This is a genomic window from Dyadobacter sp. CY312 (genome assembly GCF_021390535.1).
Lineage (GTDB): Bacteria > Bacteroidota > Bacteroidia > Cytophagales > Spirosomataceae > Dyadobacter.
Genome location: NZ_JAJUXG010000029.1, coordinates 26,103 through 45,446 on the forward strand (window position 1 = coordinate 26,103; position 19,344 = coordinate 45,446).

Here is a 19,344-nt window from a genome sequence, read left to right on the forward strand (position 1 = left end):
TAACCCCTATATTCGTCAGCAGATCAGCAACTCAAAATAGAAATTAAAAATAAGCAGATGTTCCGGCAAAAAAATCCCTGGATGCTTCATGTAATCGGATGGTTTTTGTTTATCATCCTGCCACTCACAATTATTTCCCGTGAGCCCGACGCTGACCTCATTGCGTTGCTTCTCAGGTCAGGATGGTTCTGGACGTTCTTTCTGATCTATCTGATCGTTTTTTACGGGAACATTTTTGTACTGATTCCAAAGCTGTTTTTCAGAGGTAAATACATTGCTTACATCAGTCTGTTTTTATCCGGAATTTTGTTCGTATTCTATTTCCAACCTTTTGAAAATCTAATATTTAAACGATTTCATCAGTCGACGTTCGAGAACTTCAAAAATGATGGTGAACAACGGCCAAAACCTCCGCCACCTTTCGAAAGTGCCCCGGGAGAATTGCGTAAACGACCTCCACGCGCAGAAAGACCTGAAAGAGACGATTCTCCGGCAGTTGATTTTGTCAGTCTGATCCTATTCATTTTCGTATGGGCGGTGGCGATGGCTACCAAAATTTCTGAGCAATGGAGACTTTCAGAAAAAAGAGTCATTCTGTCGGAAGCAGACAAAGCGCAGGCAGAACTAGCTTTTTTCAAAGCACAGATTAATCCACATTTTTTATTCAACACGCTTAACAATCTATATTCACTTGCCATAACCAAAAGTGATCACACCGCTCCGGGTATTCTGAAACTTTCGCAACTCATGCGGTACATCACCGAAGAGGCAACCGCAGACTTTGTTGCTCTGGAAGATGAGATAAAATGTCTGGAAAATTATATCGATCTCCAAAAACTCAGACTGAACGCAAAAACAACTGTAAGTTTTTTGGTCGAAGGAAAAATAACAAACCAGCGCATTGCACCACTGGTATTTATGACTTTTGTAGAAAATGCATTTAAATACGGAATAAGCAGTAGGTTCGATAACCTGATCGAAATCAAAGTTAGGGTAGGGGAGAGCCAGATTTTCTTCTCCAGCAAAAATCAGATTTTCGACAGAAACCAGGAAGCGGAAAGAGAAGGAATTGGTATTGCCAATACCAGAAAGCGACTCAACTTCCTATATCATGATCGGTACGACCTAAAAATAACAGACAAGGAGAATCGTTTTGAGGTCGGGTTAAATCTAAGGTCAGATGTTGTAACAGATAAAAGCTAATCTCATGAAATGTATAGCCATAGACGACGAACCGCTGGCTTTGGAATTACTGAAAACATACATTTCCGGGTATCCCGAACTTAATTTGTTGCAAACCTTTGACGACGCTTTTGAAGGTGCCGATTATTTGAAAAACAACGCAATAGACTTGCTTTTCATTGATATCAATATGCCGGATATTTCCGGAATTGAGCTTGTTACAGCACTTGATAAAAAACCGCTTATCATTTTCACAACAGCCTATAAGAAGTTCGCCCACCAAGGATTTGAGCTGGAAGCGATAGATTATTTACTCAAACCCATTACTCCTGAACGATTTCAAAAGGCAGTAAGCCGCGCAACGCAGCAATATCATTTCCAAAATCTGGAAAAACCAGTGGTTTGGGAGCCATTTATCGTCCGGTCTGAATATAAGATGATCAAGATTGAACCGGCTCAGGTTGAGTACATTGAAGCCATGCAGGATTATATCAAAATTTTCCTGAAAGGTGTCACACATCCCGTTCTGACTTTGATGTCACTTAAAATTATACTTGAAAAGCTCCCACAAGAAGGTTTCAGCAGGGTACACCGCAGTTTTATTGTAGCCGATAGCCAGGTAAAGTCTATTCTGAACAAAAAAATACGAATGATAACTGGCAAAGAGATCCCGATCAGCGATAGTTATCTCGATTTTATTGACAGGTGGAAAAGCCATTAATTTGATGTTTCGCCGATACATAGCTGCTATTCACCGATACATCGGTTCACAGCAGCAACATAAAGCACGTTTGTTTCGATAAGGTAAGTAAATACACCTTGAACACGAAAACAGATGGAACGCAAAGAATTTTTAAAGAGAGGTTTTTCAGCACTGGGCTTTGCTGCAATTGTGAGTTGCTCCAATAACTCCATAGATCCGGTCGAAACCGCAGAAACAGCCACTGGCTCAACAGGATCTGGCGGAAGTTGTACAATAACGGCCTCGGAAACGGCAGGACCATTTCCAACAATTGTTCCGGGAAATTATGTTCTGAATGACATCACTTCTGACCGCACGGGGAATAAATTAACGGTAAAAATTACCATCCAGAACAAAAACAACAGCTGTACGGCTTTGGCTGCTGCCCTGGTTGATATCTGGCATTGCGATGCAACAGGAAACTATTCTCAATACGGCGGGAGCGGAATGCAGTCTACCAATTATCAAAAAGTCAATTTTCTGAGAGGTCGCCAAACGACCGATGCGAACGGATTGGTTACTTTCACAAGTATTTATCCTGGCTGGTATTCTGGTCGTGCTCCGCACATTCATGTACACATTTACAATGCGAGCGGGAAGTCGTTATTGGTAACGCAAATCGCATTTCCGGAAGCCACAAGTGCACTGGTTTATGCGCAGGGCGTGTACAAAAGTCACGGACAAGCCGACACCACCAATGCACGCGACAACGTGTTCGGAGATGGCGTTTCTACCGAAATGGCAACAGTTACAGGAAGTGTTACAACAGAATTTGAACTGACGCACACCATTGTGGTGAGCGCTTAATCAGGCGTTAGCTACACGCAATTGGCTTAAAGCTTATTCTATCATTGTCCAACATAAAGGAGTTCACAGCTAAAAGCCAGTGGCTCATCGCTAAAAGCTATGCATCGCATAATTCGTCTCTGTTACCGCAAAATCATTGACAGCAACTCCCGGCAACCCTGGGATGTAGCGGTTTTTAATGCGACCCATCTGGAATTTTATATGCAGGCACAGCGTATGGATCCGGATGGGATGTTCACCACTTTTCAGGAATTCAGCACAGACGAGCAACAAGCAGAACAACTGCAATATCTTACCAGTGCAGGTGCAATAGGGTATATACGGCAGTTAAATGACATTATGCCTGATATCGCCAATACCTATGAGAAACTCTGTTTACCATTCAGAAATTTTAAATTCGAGATCATCCAGTCTCACATTGAAAACAAATCACAGCACCGTGTTGCGATCTGGTTTTACAGCGAACCCATTACCTGGATTGATACCGTAGGAAGCCAATTGCTCATCGCATACGGCGATCACTCCGAATCTTTTCGTAGTGGCAAAGAAATTGAAACCGAAATGATAGAATTAGTGCCCTATTTAAGTATTTCCCACATAAATCCGGTAGGAACAGAATCCTGAAACGAATATGCTAGTCCAAACAGAAGCACAGATTTATCTCGCAAACCGGCGAGGAACGACCAAACACGAAGGATTTCGTAGTTTTCACACACTTAATTTGGGGGAGTATTTGACCGAAGGAAGGGAGCCCGTTGGCCGGCTGATCGCATTCAATGATGAAGTCTTGACGTCCGGACATAGTACCCAAGTTAAGGTGGACAACCCAACCGAAATTATCCTGCTACCGACCGTCGGCGGACTGGAACTGATTGATAATTCTCAGGAATCAATCTTTGTCAGCGCAGGAGAATCATTCCGGTTTATTGCTTTTCCAGAGAGTGCTTTTAAAATAGTGAACCCCTACCCGACTGAAACCATTGGCTATTTACAGATTCACCTCAAACCGGATCTTTCCCGCGAAGTCTTAAACAACCTGATGGACGAGACTCCATTGAATTCGTTTTCTTTGGACGAAAAGAATCACCTTGTCCCGGCATTTACCAGCACCGCAAAATCTGTTTCGGCTTGGGTAGGACAATATGATGGCAGAGTGGAAGGTATATATTCTACGATAATGCCCGAAAACGCTATATTCACTTACGTCATCAGCGGCGCATTTGAAGTGCAAAACAGACTGCTTGAAACTGGGGACGCGCTTACTTTGTGGAACGCAGAGGAATTGGAATTTGAGGCGTTATCGAACGGTGCGGTGATATTGGTGATGGAGGTGGAAGCAAGTTGATTATCTGTTAGAATTGCCACACATAAAAAAAACAGAGACCACTTTCGCAGTCTCTGTTCTCAAAAAAACAAAAATTTATTCGCTACAACACGGCCTCAGCAAGAACCAATACTTTGTTGTTCAGCACTTCTACAACGCCGCCGTCGATGGTGTAAGTTTGCTTTACGCCGCTTACCTCTACCACCACGTCGCCTTTGCCCAGGGTGCTTACCAACGGTGCATGACGGTTCAATATCTGAAACTGTCCTTCGCTACCCGGTAGTGTAACAGCAGTTGCTTCGCCGTTGAATACCTTTTTATCGGGTGTAATGATATCTAAATGCATATTCGTTAGCTTTTAGCTGTCAGGCATGAGCTGTTAGCTACGCGCCAACTGCTTACTGTCAACTGTTTACTTAAAACTATGACCTGTTGCTAGCTTCTGCAAGCATTTTCTCTCCTTTTGCCTGTGCATCATCAATGGTTCCAACAAGGTTGAACGCCATTTCAGGAAGATGGTCATAATTACCATCCATGATCAGGTTAAAGCCTTTGATTGTATCAGCGATATCAACCAATGTACCTTTCAAACCTGTGAATTGCTCTGCAACAAAGAAAGGTTGTGACAAGAAACGTTCAACGCGACGAGCACGTGAAACCACAAGCTTATCATCATCAGAAAGTTCTTCCATACCAAGAATCGCAATGATATCCTGCAATTCTTTGTAACGCTGCAAAATATTTTTTACACGCTGTGCGCAATCGTAATGAGCATCACCAAGTGTTTCTGCATTCAGGATTCGTGAAGATGAATCCAATGGATCCACAGCAGGGTAAATACCTTTTTCAGAAACTTTACGGCTAAGTACAGTCGTTGCATCTAAGTGAGCAAACGTTGTAGCAGGAGCCGGGTCAGTCAAGTCATCCGCAGGTACGTAAACAGCCTGTACAGAAGTAATAGATCCACGTTTTGTAGATGTAATCCTTTCCTGCATCTGACCCATTTCAGTAGCCAGCGTTGGCTGGTAACCTACCGCCGAAGGCATACGTCCCAAAAGAGCGGATACCTCAGAACCCGCTTGTGTAAAGCGGAAAATGTTATCGATAAAGAAAAGAATATCACGACCCTGACCTTCGCCATCACCATCACGGAAGTATTCCGCCATAGTAAGTCCCGAAAGAGCCACACGAGCACGTGCGCCAGGAGGTTCGTTCATTTGTCCGAAAACGAAAGTTGCCTGAGATTCTTTCAAAGTGTTGTAATCAACTTTTGAAATATCCCAACCGCCTTCTTCCATGCTGTGTTTGAACTCGTCGCCGTATCTGATGATACCTGCTTCGATCATTTCACGCATCAGGTCATTTCCTTCACGGGTACGCTCTCCAACACCTGCAAATACAGAAAGACCTGCATAAGCTTTCGCGATGTTGTTAATCAGTTCCTGAATCAATACCGTTTTACCTACACCGGCACCACCAAACAAACCGATTTTACCACCCTTTACATAAGGAGCAAGCAAATCGATCACTTTGATACCTGTGAAAAGAATTTCAGTAGAAGTTGCAAGATCTTCGAATTTCGGAGCTGCACGGTGAATGGAAATACCATTGCCGGTTTTATCAATAGGAGCAAGGCCGTCAATTGCCTCACCGATTACGTTGAACAAACGCCCTTTGATGGCTTCTCCCGTTGGCATCTGGATAGGAGCCCCCAATGGAGTAACTACCATACCACGCTGCATACCTTCGGTACTATCCATAGCGATCGTACGAACTCTGTCTTCACCCAAGTGCTGCTGGCACTCAAGAACTACTCTTTGACCGTTTGTTTTGATGACTTCTAACGCATCAAGAATAGCAGGGATGCGTCCGCTGTCTTCAAACGATACGTCTACAACTGGTCCAATTACCTGGGTAATTTTTCCTGTATTTGTTGCGTTTGCCATTAATATGATTTAGATTATCTTCGATGAGGTTATTTTCAGACCGCAAAAGTAGGAGATAATTTGGTCAGTACCAATAGTTGCCCTATTGATTTATAGGATATTTTTTAGAAAAATGCCGTTTTTTGCAGAAAACTGTATTCTAATTTTCAGAAAACGCAGTTCTAAAAAGAATGCGGGGAACTTTTTTGATCAAACTATCCATCATTCCCCGTGTTTCGGGACACGTTACCCCCTCAAAAGCGCCCCATTTTATAAAGGATTGATGTCTATAAATATTTATAATCAGAAACTTTATAGAAAAACGCTGTATTCTTGCGTTGCTTATTTTCAAATCCGGTCTTAACAAACTTTATGAAGGAATATTTTTTCTGGAAAGTATGGTCTCTTTCAGAACGCCGCACCACCATTGCGGCTCTTGTTCTTATATTTTTAGCGCTTGTCTTTTTTGTTTTTAACAGCATTGATCCCCTTTCCAATGTAATACAATGGAACGTGCTCAGCGAAGTCGCCGAGATACCCACCGTTGTTGACATTCTCCGGATTGACCAATGGCAATATGGCGTTTCCGTTCCTTCTCAGCTCGTTACAGAAAGTTTTATAGCATCTGTAATGGAAACTGATCTGAAAATGGTCGCAATATTCTGGGTTTTCGCGCTTACGGGACTTTCCTTTCTTCTGGCATCTCTCACCACTTTACCCCGGTTCTGGTATCTGGCCGGAATGATTCTGTTTATCCTGCTATTGGCTTTTTCAAGACTTGAAGCGCTGGGTGTATTTGGGGAAGGAAATAAAACCCTGTTTTTACTAACAGCCATTCTTTATGGCGGAGCCAGCTATTACTTCCACGCTTTCCGGCAAGACATCGGTATGAGTATTCGTGTACTCGCTATGGTTGGGATTTCGGCTCTGCTTTCAATTCTGATCATTTCAGCATCGCCTTTACCATATCCCGGTTTGGCGGCTGCCGCTTATTCCATGCCATTTTGGTTATTGCTGACTATCGTCTTTCTGTTTGTCATTTCAACTGAGATTATGGCAATGTTTGTCTGGATCAGCACAACCGGATCCGGTAAAAAAGGAAAACCGGGACTTATAAACTTTTTGGTAATAAGCATCTTATACCTTTTGATGCTCACATTGCAATACCTGCGTAACACAAAACAAATAGACTGGAACCTTACGCTAATCGGCCCGGCTTATCTGGCATTAATCGCAGCGATTGCAGGTATATGGGGTTTTAAAAAGAGGGCCAATTCTACGGACGGACTGATGCCTTTCCGAAGCACTGGCTTTTGGTTTTATGCTGGCTTGTTTATCATTGCCTTGTCATTCACCGCTTTTGTCTCCGGCACGGCCAATGATCCTTTATTGGAAGTGTTGGAAGACGTTGTCGTACAAGGACAACTGGGCATGAGCCTGCTCTTTTTTTTCTATATCCTTGTCAATTTTTATCCCCTCTTTAAACAAGGGTTGGAAGTTCACAAGGTATTGTACAAACCTTTGCGTTTCGGTCTGACACAAACGCGACTTTTCGGAGTCGTTGCCGTTTTTGTTCTCTTCTCAATACAGAGATTACTTCCCCTTAACCAGGGCATTGCAGGTTATTTTAATGGTTTGGGTGATTTGTATAGCCATACCGGCGAGTACACGCTCGCTGAACAATATTACAAGATGGCTTTGCAGCAGGAGTTTCAAAATCATAAATCCAATTATGCGCTGGCCTCGCTGGCATTGCGACAAGGCGATAACAACGCAGCTGCCTATTATTTCCGTCAGGCGCTGCTCAAAAACCCATCAACTCAGGCATATGCCGGACTTGGCTCTATTCTCGTTCAGGAAAATCTGTTTTTTGATGCAGTACATAGTCTTCAGGAAGGATTAGGCCAGTTCCCTGAAAGCGGTGAATTACTTAATAATCTCGGAATGTTATATTCCAAAACGAATGTGGCGGATTCGGCTTACTATTATCTCGAAAAAGCAGAAAGAAATACACCACGCCACGACGTTCCGGCAACGAATCTACTTGCGATTTTTGCCAAAAACACTGATCCTCGTCTGCTTGACTCACTAACCCAGAAATCTGATGAACGCGCCTACATTTCCTGGCAGGCAAACTGGCTGGCTGTTCAAAATCTAAGACAGGATTTCTCCAAAAGATCATTTTCTTCAAAAGCTATTCCGTCAGATTCTCTGTTAAGCGTTTCATCATTCGCATATCTTCAAAATTATGCGCTCAATCAGGCCAGAACAGATAGTATGCCTGCTCAGCTTTTGCCCAAACTTGCCGTAAAAAATCCGCTATTATCTCAGGATCTCTCGTTTGCTGCTTTTTACCCGGAATTTTACAGCGGAAATAAACTAAGAAGTATAGAAACGATATCAGCGTGGGCAGAGGAAGATGGTGACAAAAAGAATTTGTACGAAAAAGTGGTCGGGCACTGGTTATTGCAGCTTGGGTTATATCAAAAAGCAATAGAACACCTTTCGCTTGTGGAGGGAATTGAAGGAACGCTTGGCATGGCTGTTGCCAATGCACTATCCGGAAACGAAGCAGTGGCAGGAATTTTACTGGAAAAAATTCAGGAAAAAGAACCCGTCACCGCCATTGAGCAACTGCGCAAAACCTTATTTTCCGGTACCAAGCCGAAAATGAAAGCCGACAGTTTGTTTCAGGTTGCTCAAAAATCTCCTTCGGACCGCAACTTTGATCTTGCCGTACGTGAAAATCCTTTCAGTGGAACTATCGTTTCTGCCGCCGCAGATTGGTACAGACAGAAAAAGCAAACTGCCAAAGCTTACAATATGGTGATTACTGCCCTCCGTTTCAATGATTATTCACCAGAACTTTGGGAACAATACACCTATCTGAGCCTTGACCAGGGACTGACAGAACAGGCAGATGCAGGAGAAGCCAAGGTGCAGCAATATGCGTTGCCTGCCGGTTATCAGCAATTTATGAATCGCTATCAGCCTATGCGTGCTCTCATCGAAAAACAAAGGGCAGAGTTTAAATGATTTTTTAGTTTAGCAGAATAAAGCTGGCTGTATTAAATTTTCGCCATCCATTCCTGAATTCCATAAGCCAAAATGATGACATTGACCTGGAAGAAATCGTTTGCCGGAAATGAAATTCGAATTTTTCGTGAAAAACTGATTGCAGGCATATTAAAAACCAATACCTGGAATGCAGGTGCCTACGGTGAGCTAAATGGATACATGCTTACTTTCAAGTCGCTGGGGTTTTGGAAAACAGGTACTAAAATTCTGGATATAGAAGGTAAAACAGAACTTGGCAATATCTCATATAAAGTTTGGAAGCAAAAAGCTGAAATTACCTATTCAGGACAAAGTTATATATTCAGTTATTCTTCCTGGATGCACCAGAAATGGGAAGTGAAGGACTCTCAAGAAACCGCAATATTTGAATCGAAAGGATTTTGGAAAACAGAGGGAGCTATCACTTATGACGATATTCCGGGAGCTGTAATATTGAGTGCTTTATATGTTCACAATTACTTTTCGCGCATGAACTCCGCTGCCATGTAGTGGGGGGAATTGTTTACAACCATATTATTTTAGTATACCATTGAGTTTCATACGAATTGTACCATGAGAATTATAGAAACTACTGACATTTCGCGACGTTATGTGATGGGCAGCGAAGTGATTCAGGCACTTAAATCTGTTACCATTTCTGTGAATAAGGGAGAATATGTCGCATTTATGGGACCGTCCGGTTCAGGAAAATCGACTTTGATGAACATCATTGGTTGCCTTGATACACCTTCCACAGGCCGCTACATTCTTAATAACAAGGATGTGAGTGACATGACTGAAAGTGAGCTTGCAGAGATACGGAATAAAGAAATTGGCTTCGTATTTCAGACGTTTAACCTCCTTCCACGTATGTCGTCACTGGATAATGTGGCGTTGCCGCTCATCTATGCCGGACTGAGCAAAGCGGACAGAACTGAAAAAGCCATGCTTTCGCTCAAGAACGTAGGTCTTGAAAACAGGGCAGGACACCGTCCCAATGAACTTTCAGGGGGGCAGCGGCAGCGTGTGGCCATTGCCCGTGCACTTGTGAACGACCCGAGTATATTACTTGCCGATGAACCAACAGGTAACCTCGACTCGAAAACATCATACGAAATTATGGATCTTTTTGACCAGCTATATAGCAAAGGGAACACAATCGTAATGGTTACCCACGAAGAAGATATAGCACATTACGCGCACCGTATCGTACGTCTGCGGGATGGTCTTGTAGAATCGGACACGATCAATCCAAATCCTACGAAGGTGAGTCAGTTGGTGTAAAAGAGGAGGTTAACAGCCAAAAGAATTAACTATTCCCTACCTTTGCACCAGAAAAACCGTCAGAGGTAAAACAGATAACAAATAAGTGAATCCGGATAAATTACTGATGCAGGTAATTTATCCGGATTATTTTTGGTTAAAGATTTATGAAAATCAATTTTAAAGACATCATATTATTTGAAGACGACGATTTTCTTCTCGTCAACAAACCTCCTCACCTGGCAACACTGGACGAACGGACGGCAGACAGGGGAGGAAGCTTATTGCGGCTTGCAAAAGAATATAATCCGGAACTACAGGCTGCACACCGACTGGATAAAGAGACATCGGGCGTGCTGGCATTTGCCAAAAACCCCGAAGCGTACCGGCACCTCGCCATGCAATTTGAACACAGGGAAGTGACAAAACGCTACCACGCTGTGGCTAACGGAATTCACAATCTGGATAGTATTTCGGTATATCTTCCTATTCTGGCACTTAAAAACGGAACCGCGGTGAAGATTGACCGGGCGGAAGGAAAAGTGGCAGAAACCATTTTTAATTCACTCAAAGTGTATCGTGGCTACACACTTATCGAATGCATTCCGATAACCGGCAGAATGCACCAGATTCGGATTCACCTTTCCTGCCTGAAAGCTCCGATCGTGTGTGATCCGCAATACGGAGGCGAACCAATATTCCTGTCGAGCCTGAAACGCAAATTCAATCTTAAAAAGGATACAGAAGAACAACCTCTGATTCAGCGGGTTGCGCTTCATGCTTTTTCTCTTTCATTTGCCTTGATGAATGGCGAACCAGTACGCGTGGAAGCACCTTATCCGAAGGATTTTGAAGTGCTTGTGAAGCAACTAAATAAGTTTGGTGTGTAGTGTTAGCATGATTTTAGTAGAGATTGGCTGTAAAATCAGCCAATTTTTTTACTTAAAATTATCGCTATGCAATCAAGAAAACTGCTCATTATATCCTTTTTCTCAATTTTTACTCCGCTGTTATTATGTGGAGTACTACACGCCCAGAATGCTCCCAAAAATGATGTGATTTTGAAGCGTGACAGTACCAGAATTCAGGCACTGATTACGCAGATGACCAATGAAAAGATCAACTATCGTGACCTGGGAACGGCAGATAGTGCCAAATCTTACATCTACATGGATTTGGTAGCAAAGGTTTATCTGAAAAGCGGGAAGATTCTGACTGTTCGCGATTCTGTTTTAGCAGGCCCTACACCACCTGATTCAGTTGGTCAGTATGCCGACATGGCCAATTTACCAACTAATGAGTTTGAAAGAAGCGTTGTAATGGCCAATTCGGATCAGTTGAGAGATAAATTCCGCTACTACAATGACAAAGCGATAGACGGAAAAAGAGGTGCAATCATATTTACTTCCATTGGTGCCGCTTCTCTGATTTCGGGGCTAATCATCGCAAATTCCGGCTCGGAAATCGATAACAAAAAAATAGGTAACTCATTGGCGATTGCCGGAACTGTTGTTGGAGGGGGATTGGGACTTCTGACCTTCAAAAACCACAAAAAAAATAGCCGTAAGGCGAAGGTGGTGCAAACGGAACTGGAAAGGAGAAATCAACCGCTTACCAGTATAAAATTGAGTCCTTCATACAATCCATTCAACAATTCAGGAATGCTGGCATTAAGGTTATCTTTTTAATTCTTGTTATTTTTACAAAAACCAAAAATTTATCCTTCTTATCAGATTTTCATGAAAAACCTCTTTAATCAACTGTTTTTGAGTGCTTTCCTATTAGTTTCCATTCTTTCATCAGTTTGTAATGCGCAGAACTTGCGTAAAAATGATGTGATCAAATTGCGGGACAATACCAAACTGGAGGTTGTGATTAAGGAAGTTCAGGAAAATGTGATCAAGTATAAAAAAATATCGGACGTTGACGGACCACTGTTTTCAGTGAACAAATCTGAAATATCGTCGATTGAATATGGTAATGGAGAGGTGCAAAATTTTGAAGTTGCCGTGGAAGTGCCTAACTATTATTCTCCTAATCAAAAGACTCCTCCTGCGGCTGTAAGTCGGGCTCCCATACCTAGAAATAAGTTTGAAGAGGATATTCAAAAAGCGACGCCTGAGAAACTGAGAGTCATTTATAACTATCATAAGGTCAAGTCCAAAAATGGCTTGGCGATAGGTATTGCGGGAGTTACGGTAGGCGTACTGGTTGCAGGAATTGGAACAGGGATAGTCGTTGGAGCAACTGACCCAAACGGTCAATTTAAATCTTATCAAGATGAACTCAGGGCAAGAAACGGGGCATGGATGATGATTGGGGGTTTTGTTGGCGCTACTACATTCGGCACAATCGGCTTCGTAAAAGCTGGTAAAAACGGCTCCAAAGCAACCAGAGTCAAAAGAGAATTGACCAGGAGAGGAGAATCATTATCGTTCAATATCAACCCTGGGTTTAACGCTGTGAGTAGAGCAGGTTATTTAACATTGAATATGAAATTCTAGAACAACACATAAAAACAACGAGGCCGTAAGAAAATCTTACGGCCTCGTTGTTTTGTAATCTATGTGAGCAATTAGAATTTGAAGCTCACCCCAATTTTAAGCGGGACAAAAGATCTGTTACCTCCTCCAACTTCAGCAAACACTGCCGTAGTTGGTTTGAAATAGTAACGAGCTCCAGCAAATACTCCAACTGTTACACCACTGCCATAGTCATCTACATATGAACCAGTATAACCGGAATTGTCTTTATAATTTGCAATGGTATAGCCCAAAACTGGTCCAGCATATAGATCCAGGTTATCCATTTTTAAGAAATGCTTACCGTAGTGGTACGAACCCCTTGCGGCGATCGTAAAGAAGTTATATTTCCATTTATAACCCCATGCTTTGTTACTCCAGGTAACAAAATCTGCCTGACCACCAACACTGATAAAATCGTGTATTCCTTGCTCATAAGAGGCTCCAACACCAAAACCACCACCAAAACCATTACCACCACCAAGGTTGATACCTGCATTCAATAATTTATCCCCTTTTTCATACTGGGCAAAAGCTTTGTCCGATGTTACGCTCAGTACAGCAGCAACAAAAAGCATTAATAGAGTCTTTTTCATGTTAATGGATTGGTTAATTTAATAAATAACGGCACAAATTAAAGTCATTTATTTCAATGTCTCAAAACTTGTGCCATTCTTACTTATTATTCGGGGATATTTTATGATGAACGGCAAGACTTCATTTAGCTCTGACCCGTGTAATCAAATATTTTTCCTCAGTTTTTCCTTAAAAACCTTTTTGAACTTATCCAGTTTTGGAGCGATCACAAAGGCACAATAGCCCTGATCGGGATTGTTTGCGAAATAATTTTGGTGATAATCCTCAGCAACAAAGAACTTTACAGCCGGGGTTATTTCGGTCACAATTGGTTTTCCGTAAGCCTGCGACTTGTCCAGTTCCAGTTTTGCTTGCTCCGCTTCTCTCTTCTGCTCTTCGTTATGATAAAAGATCACGGATCGATATTGGGTGCCCACATCATTTCCCTGGCGATTGAGCGAAGTAGGGTCATGACTGCGGAAAAATGCTTCAAGCAAGTCCGTGTAAGTAATCACTTTGGGGTCATAAGTCACTTCCACGCACTCGGCATGGCCTGTTTCTCCTGTGCAAACTGCCTTGTATGTTGGATTAGGATCGTGCCCACCCGAATATCCGGAAACCACTTTTTTGACTCCATCCAGAGATTCCAAAACGGCTTCCGTGCACCAGAAACAACCTGTGCCAAAAGTCGCTATCTCCATACCAGCTGTTTTTACGTTGGTCTCATCGAGCGTAACTGTTTCCTTACTCATTTTATTCTTTTGTTTTTTGTCCGACTGTGCGCAGGAAATGACAACCATGCAACACAAAAATAAGAACGTGAAAACCGGAATGGTCGTTTTCATTGCTTTATAAATTGAATTTTATAATGATTAACGCCCGCAGATCAAAGAAAGTTTATTCTGCTGGTGACGGATTATTTACGAAATTTGGCCCAGAAACGATCAATACCGGCTCCGACTGGCAACAGGCGACCCATCTTTACCCATAATATGACTTATCTTCATTTCAAGGCGCTTCACATCATATTTGTAGTCAGCTGGTTTGCCGGCTTGTTTTATATTCCAAGGCTATTTGTTTACCACACCGAAGCAAGGGACAAACCTGAACCTGAGCGTAAGATATTGACCTCTCAGTTTGTAAAAATGGAGATGCTGCTTTGGAAAGCCATTATGGTACCGGCTTGCTGGCTTGCTTTGATCTTTGGCGGTATTCTGATTTACATCACTCCTTCCTGGCTGCAACAAGACTGGATGCAGCTCAAATTACTTTTCGTGGCAGGATTACTTGGTTATCATTTCTTCACAGGAAAAATACGGAATGAATTGAAGGAAGGAAAGTTTCGGTTTACCTCATTTCAACTTAGGCTTTTTAATGAAGTTGCCACCATATTCCTGTTCTCAATCGTGTTTCTGGTTGTTTTAAAGAATACGGTTGACTGGCTGTGGGGAGTATTAGGGCTCGTTATTTTTGCCGTTCTGATGATGACAGCGGTGAAAATGGTAAAACGGATCAGAGAGAAGAAAAAAGATAATTCTATTGAGGGCTAAAAATTTAGCAGTTCTTTCTTGAAATTCTCAAATCGGTTTACCTATCTTTGTAACCATAAGAAAAACCCGTCAAAAGGGTATTTATACAAACATGAAATTCACATTTAATACTATTGGTTGGTGGCGCGGACGTCTTAACAGGATGGACCGATAACGCTATTGCATGGTATAAAATATACTTTCCTTGCGGCTCGCTGTCCTTCCGACAGCGAGCCGTTTTTTTGTTATTTATAATTCAAATTGCGAGATGAAACCTTTGACAAAAACCTATCAGATATCAACCAGTTACAAAAAACTGCTGGCTGATACACTTACCCCGGTTTCCATTTATCTAAAACTTCGAGACCGTTTCGTGAACACCATTCTTTTGGAAAGTTCGGATTACCACGGTAACGAAAACTCATTTACATATATCTGCTGCGATCCGGTGGCGTCCTTCAAGCTGAACAACAGCGTTGTAAACCTGCATTTTCCGGATAATCGCAATGAAGAATTTACACTGGAAAACCCCAAAGACGCTGTACAGGCATTGTATGGTTTTGCTCAAAGTTTTGTATCAGAAAAGAACAAATTCCCTTTTATCACCAACGGGCTTTTCGGGCATATGACTTACGATGCGGTGTCTTATTTTGAAGATATCGAAATCCAACCTTCCAGTCCCGAAACAGAAATTGATCAGATCGTATATCAGGTTTACCGCTATGTGATTGCTATAAACCATTTTAAAAACGAACTGTACATATTTGAGCACCACTACGAAGGTGGCGATGAAGGAACGGGACTTGAACAAATTGAAATTCTGATCAAAAACAGAAATTTCCCTAAATATGATTTCAAAATTACCTCGGACGAGACTTCGAATGTGACTGACGATGAAATGCGAACCGTAATTCAAAAGGGAATTGATTACTGCCTCCGCGGCGATGTGTTCCAAATCGTACCTTCACGACGTTTCAGCAGAGATTTTCAGGGCGACGAATTTAATGTGTACCGCGCTCTGCGGTCAATCAACCCTTCTCCATATTTGTTTTATTTCGATTACGGCAATTATAAAATATTCGGTTCTTCTCCTGAAAAACAGATATTTATTAAAAACGGGCAGGCAGAAATTCACCCGATTGCCGGTACATTCCGCCGCACCGGCGACGACCAGGCTGATGCCGAAGCAGCTCAGAATTTGTTAAACGATCCAAAAGAAACAGCAGAACACGTTATGCTGGTAGATTTGGCCCGTAACGACCTCAGCAGGAGTTGCGATGCAGTAAAAGTAACCAACTACAAAGAGGTTCAATATTACTCTCACGTGATCCATTTGGTGTCGAAAGTAGTCGGAAAAATGAACGAAAATGTGAATCCATTACAGCTTGTAGCGGATACTTTCCCGGCCGGAACACTATCTGGTGCCCCCAAACACAACGCCATGAAACTGATTGACGGAATGGAAACCACCAACCGCAGTATTTACGGAGGAGCAATCGGATTCATGGATTTCAATGGAGATTTCAACCACGCTATTGCCATCAGAACTTTTCTTAGCAAAGACAATACGTTGTTTTACCGTGCCGGAATGGGCGTTGTGGCCAAATCCGTTGTAGAAAGTGAATTACAGGAAATCAATAGCAAGCTGGCCGCGCTTCGCAAAGCGATAGATTTCGCGGAAGAAATCTAGAAAAGTAATGAGCTTCTAGCTGTCAACTATTTCAAATGAATAACAATGTCACAGATCAAAATATACGGTTTAAGCTCACATTTGAAACCTTTGCGAGAAGCGCTTTCTGATGTACTACACTCATGCATTGTAGATGCTTTTAAGTATCCGGAAAACAAAAGGGCGCATCGCTTTTTTTATCTTGATCAGGAAGATTTCTATTATCCGGCAGGTAGAAGTGAACAATATACAATCATCGAGATCTCACTGTTTGAAGGTCGTTCGGTTGAGTCAAAAAAGACATTGTATCAATTTATCTTTCAAAGGTTTGAAACCAATTTGGGAATTTCAAAAAACGATGTGGAAATCACATTAACCGAAACACCACTTCACAATTGGGGTATTCGGGGAAAATCAGCAGATGAATTAGTATTGGATTACAAAGTTCAGATCTAAGTAATTGAGGTAAAAAATTATCAATCAAGAATAACACAGGCTGACAGCCAATAGCTTACTAAATATGAAAATCCTTGTTATTGACAATTACGATTCTTTCACCTATAATCTCGTGTACATCCTGCGGGAACTGCACGACCAGGTCGATATTTTCCGTAACGACAAAATCACGCTTGAAGAGGTAGGAGAATACGATAAAATCCTGCTTTCTCCCGGACCAGGGATACCATCCGAGGCCGGCATTTTGCAGGATGTGGTACGTATGTACGGACCAACAAAAAGCATTTTGGGCATCTGCCTTGGTCATCAGGGAATAGGTGAAGTGTACGGAGCGGAACTCGAGAACATGACCGACGTACTGCATGGAATTAGCGACACTGCCTTTGTTACGGATCCTACGGACAGGATTTTCAAAGGTCTTCCGACGGAAATTAAGGTAGGTCGCTACCATTCCTGGACGGTAATTCCTGAAACATTTACAGAAGATATGAAGATAACTGCTCTGGATGACAAAGGCAGGGTGATGGGGCTTTCTCATAAAACTTATGATGTGAAAGGCCTGCAATTCCATCCTGAATCGGTATTGACAGAGCATGGTAAGGAAATGTTACAAAACTGGTTAAGCATATAAAAACGGAGTGCGGCGAATATCAAAGAATAATTATTCGTAAAAATCCGTGTATCCGTGGCAAAAAACATTACATACAATAAATGAAAGCGATTCTTAGTCACCTTTTTGAATATAAAGTTTTAACCAAACAACAATCCAAGGAAATCCTTATTGGGATTAGTTCAGGCCAATATTCCAATTCTGAAATCGCGTCTTTTTTGACGATCTACGCCATGCGCAGCATCACAGTAGAGGAACTGGAAGGCTTTCGCGATGCCATGCTGGAAATGTGCCTTGCCGTGGATCTCTCCGGATATGATCCTATTGACGTCTGCGGAACAGGTGGAGATGGAAAGGACACTTTTAATATCTCCACGCTTTCTTGTTTTGTGGTAGCTGGTGCAGGACAAAATGTTGCCAAACATGGGAATCATGGTGTGTCATCGCTTTGCGGCTCCTCCACGGTACTGGAATATCTGGGTGCAAAGTTTACCAATGAAAAAGATATACTGGAACGCCAGATTGCTACTGCGGGCGTGTGTTTTTTACACGCCCCTTTGTTCCACCCGGCCATGAAAAACGTTGCTCCTGTGCGCAGGGAATTGGGCGTTAAAACCTTCTTCAATATGCTTGGGCCGATGGTGAATCCTGTATCCCCCAAAAAACAGTTGGTAGGGGTATTCAGCCTTGAATTAGCACGCCTTTTTGCATATCTTTACCAACAGACTGACAAGCAATTTTTGGTTCTCCACGCATTAGACGGGTACGACGAGGTGTCATTAACAGGAGCATTTAAGATCATTACAGCTCATTCCGAGCAGGTTTTGACTCCATCTCATTTGGGGCTGGATACGCTGCGCGCCGAACAGCTTTCCGGAGGAGAAACGGTTGAAGCTTCTGCGAAAATTTTTATGAATGTTTTGAATAATGAGGCAACCGATGCGCAGAAACAAGCCGTGCTTGCTAATGCATCGCTGGCTCTGTATTGCGCCAATCCGAAACAGTCGCTGACCGACGCTGTGGCTATGGCACGGGAATCGCTGGAAAGCGGAAAAGCACTGCACAGTTTCAAAAAATTGATTGAACTATGATAACAAGCCTGGATCAACTGGATATTAACAAAACTTACAGCTACGCCGACTACCTCAAATGGCAGTTCGAAGAGCGTGTGGAGTTGATAAAAGGGAAAATCTTTAAAATGTCGCCGGCTCCTGCAAGGAGACATCAGCGTATTTCAGGCGTTTTTCAGGGAGAACTATACAAATTTCTTGATAACAAAAGCTGTCAGGTATATTCTGCTCCATTCGATGTAAGACTTACACCGCTGAAAGGCGATCAGAAGAATAAGATTTATACCGTTGTCCAGCCGGATATTTGTGTGGTTTGTGATCAATCAAAACTGGATGATAAGGGTTGTGTGGGAGCTCCCGACTGGATTATTGAAATTCTTTCTCCGGGAAACTCTCAAACCGAAATGAAAAACAAATTTGAGGTTTATCAGGAAAACGGAGTAAAAGAATACTGGATCGCAGATCCTACAAGCGAAGTGATTTTTTCATATGTTCTGAATGAAGTAGGAAAATATGTTGGTTTACAGCCATTTGTCTTGGAAGACAATGCGACAAGCCATGTTTTCCCCGATTTTAAACTGAGTGTTGCCGATATTTTTAAAGATTGAGTGT

The 19,344-nt window shown here is 42.4% G+C and carries 21 protein-coding genes; 17 read left to right on the top strand and 4 right to left on the bottom strand.

Annotation, left to right across the window (positions count from 1 at the left end; genetic code table 11):
- Positions 1-57 precede the first annotated feature (57 nt).
- From LZG71_RS28075 to LZG71_RS28095, 5 genes are all read left to right on the top strand, one after another.
- Positions 58-1,203 (top strand): sensor histidine kinase, encoded by a 1,146-nt coding sequence (locus tag LZG71_RS28075; protein ID WP_233826165.1) that lies wholly within the window; start codon positions 58-60, stop codon positions 1,201-1,203.
- A gap of 4 nt (positions 1,204-1,207) precedes the next feature.
- Entirely contained in the window at positions 1,208-1,903 is a 696-nt protein-coding gene (locus tag LZG71_RS28080) for a LytTR family DNA-binding domain-containing protein (protein WP_233826167.1), read from the top strand.
- Between the two features lie 114 nt (positions 1,904-2,017).
- Positions 2,018-2,731 (top strand): intradiol ring-cleavage dioxygenase, encoded by a 714-nt coding sequence (locus tag LZG71_RS28085; RefSeq protein ID WP_233826169.1) that lies wholly within the window; start codon positions 2,018-2,020, stop codon positions 2,729-2,731.
- Positions 2,732-2,830: 99 nt separating this feature from the next.
- Positions 2,831-3,355 (top strand): hypothetical protein, encoded by a 525-nt coding sequence (locus LZG71_RS28090; RefSeq protein ID WP_233826171.1) that lies wholly within the window; start codon positions 2,831-2,833, stop codon positions 3,353-3,355.
- Between the two features lie 7 nt (positions 3,356-3,362).
- A complete protein-coding gene (locus LZG71_RS28095) occupies positions 3,363-4,076 on the top strand; it encodes a hypothetical protein (RefSeq protein ID WP_233826175.1) in 714 nt (237 codons plus the stop codon).
- Between the two features lie 82 nt (positions 4,077-4,158).
- Here LZG71_RS28095 and atpC read toward each other — a convergent pair whose 3' ends face one another.
- Positions 4,159-4,401 carry an ATP synthase F1 subunit epsilon gene (gene atpC, locus LZG71_RS28100; protein ID WP_233826177.1) on the bottom strand — a complete coding sequence of 81 codons (243 nt, stop codon included), beginning with the start codon at positions 4,399-4,401 and terminating at the stop codon, positions 4,159-4,161.
- Positions 4,402-4,477: 76 nt separating this feature from the next.
- Complete coding sequence (gene atpD, locus LZG71_RS28105; RefSeq protein ID WP_233826179.1) at positions 4,478-6,001, bottom strand: F0F1 ATP synthase subunit beta; 1,524 nt, start codon at positions 5,999-6,001, stop codon at positions 4,478-4,480.
- 351 nt (positions 6,002-6,352) lie between these two features.
- On the opposite strand from atpD, the gene LZG71_RS28110 reads away from it, so the two are divergent.
- The 6 genes from LZG71_RS28110 (at position 6,353) to LZG71_RS28135 (ending at position 12,804) form a co-directional block, all read left to right on the top strand.
- Positions 6,353-9,016 (top strand): tetratricopeptide repeat protein, encoded by a 2,664-nt coding sequence (locus tag LZG71_RS28110; protein WP_233826182.1) that lies wholly within the window; start codon positions 6,353-6,355, stop codon positions 9,014-9,016.
- Between the two features lie 72 nt (positions 9,017-9,088).
- Positions 9,089-9,547, top strand: a complete 459-nt coding sequence (locus tag LZG71_RS28115) for a hypothetical protein (protein WP_233826185.1) — start codon at positions 9,089-9,091, stop codon at positions 9,545-9,547.
- A 63-nt stretch (positions 9,548-9,610) separates the two neighbouring features.
- Positions 9,611-10,321, top strand: coding sequence for an ABC transporter ATP-binding protein (locus LZG71_RS28120; RefSeq protein ID WP_233826186.1), 711 nt, complete (start codon positions 9,611-9,613; stop codon positions 10,319-10,321).
- 146 nt (positions 10,322-10,467) lie between these two features.
- Entirely contained in the window at positions 10,468-11,190 is a 723-nt protein-coding gene (locus tag LZG71_RS28125) for an RluA family pseudouridine synthase (RefSeq protein WP_233826187.1), read from the top strand.
- 66 nt (positions 11,191-11,256) lie between these two features.
- Positions 11,257-11,988 carry a hypothetical protein gene (locus LZG71_RS28130; RefSeq protein WP_233826190.1) on the top strand — a complete coding sequence of 244 codons (732 nt, stop codon included), beginning with the start codon at positions 11,257-11,259 and terminating at the stop codon, positions 11,986-11,988.
- Positions 11,989-12,039: 51 nt separating this feature from the next.
- A complete protein-coding gene (locus LZG71_RS28135; RefSeq protein WP_233826192.1) occupies positions 12,040-12,804 on the top strand; it encodes a hypothetical protein in 765 nt (254 codons plus the stop codon).
- 71 nt (positions 12,805-12,875) lie between these two features.
- Here the strand turns inward: LZG71_RS28135 and LZG71_RS28140 are convergent, their stop codons facing one another.
- Together LZG71_RS28140 and msrA are read right to left on the bottom strand one after the other, a co-directional pair.
- A complete protein-coding gene (locus LZG71_RS28140) occupies positions 12,876-13,418 on the bottom strand; it encodes a hypothetical protein (RefSeq protein ID WP_233826195.1) in 543 nt (180 codons plus the stop codon).
- Positions 13,419-13,562: 144 nt separating this feature from the next.
- A complete protein-coding gene (msrA, locus tag LZG71_RS28145; protein WP_233826197.1) occupies positions 13,563-14,243 on the bottom strand; it encodes a peptide-methionine (S)-S-oxide reductase MsrA in 681 nt (226 codons plus the stop codon).
- A 147-nt stretch (positions 14,244-14,390) separates the two neighbouring features.
- On the opposite strand from msrA, the gene LZG71_RS28150 reads away from it, so the two are divergent.
- The 6 genes from LZG71_RS28150 (at position 14,391) to LZG71_RS28175 (ending at position 19,340) form a co-directional block, all read left to right on the top strand.
- Complete coding sequence (locus LZG71_RS28150) at positions 14,391-14,948, top strand: CopD family protein (protein ID WP_233826200.1); 558 nt, start codon at positions 14,391-14,393, stop codon at positions 14,946-14,948.
- A 247-nt stretch (positions 14,949-15,195) separates the two neighbouring features.
- Positions 15,196-16,617, top strand: coding sequence for an anthranilate synthase component I family protein (locus LZG71_RS28155; RefSeq protein ID WP_233826202.1), 1,422 nt, complete (start codon positions 15,196-15,198; stop codon positions 16,615-16,617).
- A gap of 45 nt (positions 16,618-16,662) precedes the next feature.
- The gene (locus LZG71_RS28160; protein WP_233826206.1) at positions 16,663-17,052 is read left to right on the top strand and encodes a tautomerase family protein; all 390 of its coding nucleotides are present in this window, start codon (positions 16,663-16,665) and stop codon (positions 17,050-17,052) included.
- Between the two features lie 64 nt (positions 17,053-17,116).
- Entirely contained in the window at positions 17,117-17,683 is a 567-nt protein-coding gene (locus LZG71_RS28165) for an aminodeoxychorismate/anthranilate synthase component II (protein WP_233826212.1), read from the top strand.
- 80 nt (positions 17,684-17,763) lie between these two features.
- Positions 17,764-18,753, top strand: coding sequence for an anthranilate phosphoribosyltransferase (gene trpD, locus LZG71_RS28170; protein WP_233826214.1), 990 nt, complete (start codon positions 17,764-17,766; stop codon positions 18,751-18,753).
- Complete coding sequence (locus LZG71_RS28175; protein WP_233826216.1) at positions 18,750-19,340, top strand: Uma2 family endonuclease; 591 nt, start codon at positions 18,750-18,752, stop codon at positions 19,338-19,340. Before trpD ends, LZG71_RS28175 begins: the two co-directional genes overlap by 4 nt.
- The last annotated feature ends 4 nt before the right edge of the window (positions 19,341-19,344 follow it).

Bases quoted from the DNA above. Each gene is read 5' to 3' on its own strand.
- LZG71_RS28075 (WP_233826165.1), top strand. From the start codon at position 58: ATGTTCCGGCAAAAAAATCCCTGGATGCTTCATGTAATCGGATGGTTT.
- LZG71_RS28080 (WP_233826167.1), top strand. From the start codon at position 1,208: ATGAAATGTATAGCCATAGACGACGAACCGCTGGCTTTGGAATTACTG.
- LZG71_RS28085 (WP_233826169.1), top strand. From the start codon at position 2,018: ATGGAACGCAAAGAATTTTTAAAGAGAGGTTTTTCAGCACTGGGCTTT.
- LZG71_RS28090 (WP_233826171.1), top strand. From the start codon at position 2,831: ATGCATCGCATAATTCGTCTCTGTTACCGCAAAATCATTGACAGCAAC.
- LZG71_RS28095 (WP_233826175.1), top strand. From the start codon at position 3,363: ATGCTAGTCCAAACAGAAGCACAGATTTATCTCGCAAACCGGCGAGGA.
- atpC (WP_233826177.1), bottom strand. From the start codon at position 4,401: ATGCATTTAGATATCATTACACCCGATAAAAAGGTATTCAACGGCGAA.
- atpD (WP_233826179.1), bottom strand. From the start codon at position 6,001: ATGGCAAACGCAACAAATACAGGAAAAATTACCCAGGTAATTGGACCA.
- LZG71_RS28110 (WP_233826182.1), top strand. From the start codon at position 6,353: ATGAAGGAATATTTTTTCTGGAAAGTATGGTCTCTTTCAGAACGCCGC.
- LZG71_RS28115 (WP_233826185.1), top strand. From the start codon at position 9,089: ATGATGACATTGACCTGGAAGAAATCGTTTGCCGGAAATGAAATTCGA.
- LZG71_RS28120 (WP_233826186.1), top strand. From the start codon at position 9,611: ATGAGAATTATAGAAACTACTGACATTTCGCGACGTTATGTGATGGGC.
- LZG71_RS28125 (WP_233826187.1), top strand. From the start codon at position 10,468: ATGAAAATCAATTTTAAAGACATCATATTATTTGAAGACGACGATTTT.
- LZG71_RS28130 (WP_233826190.1), top strand. From the start codon at position 11,257: ATGCAATCAAGAAAACTGCTCATTATATCCTTTTTCTCAATTTTTACT.
- LZG71_RS28135 (WP_233826192.1), top strand. From the start codon at position 12,040: ATGAAAAACCTCTTTAATCAACTGTTTTTGAGTGCTTTCCTATTAGTT.
- LZG71_RS28140 (WP_233826195.1), bottom strand. From the start codon at position 13,418: ATGAAAAAGACTCTATTAATGCTTTTTGTTGCTGCTGTACTGAGCGTA.
- msrA (WP_233826197.1), bottom strand. From the start codon at position 14,243: ATGAAAACGACCATTCCGGTTTTCACGTTCTTATTTTTGTGTTGCATG.
- LZG71_RS28150 (WP_233826200.1), top strand. From the start codon at position 14,391: ATGACTTATCTTCATTTCAAGGCGCTTCACATCATATTTGTAGTCAGC.
- LZG71_RS28155 (WP_233826202.1), top strand. From the start codon at position 15,196: ATGAAACCTTTGACAAAAACCTATCAGATATCAACCAGTTACAAAAAA.
- LZG71_RS28160 (WP_233826206.1), top strand. From the start codon at position 16,663: ATGTCACAGATCAAAATATACGGTTTAAGCTCACATTTGAAACCTTTG.
- LZG71_RS28165 (WP_233826212.1), top strand. From the start codon at position 17,117: ATGAAAATCCTTGTTATTGACAATTACGATTCTTTCACCTATAATCTC.
- trpD (WP_233826214.1), top strand. From the start codon at position 17,764: ATGAAAGCGATTCTTAGTCACCTTTTTGAATATAAAGTTTTAACCAAA.
- LZG71_RS28175 (WP_233826216.1), top strand. From the start codon at position 18,750: ATGATAACAAGCCTGGATCAACTGGATATTAACAAAACTTACAGCTAC.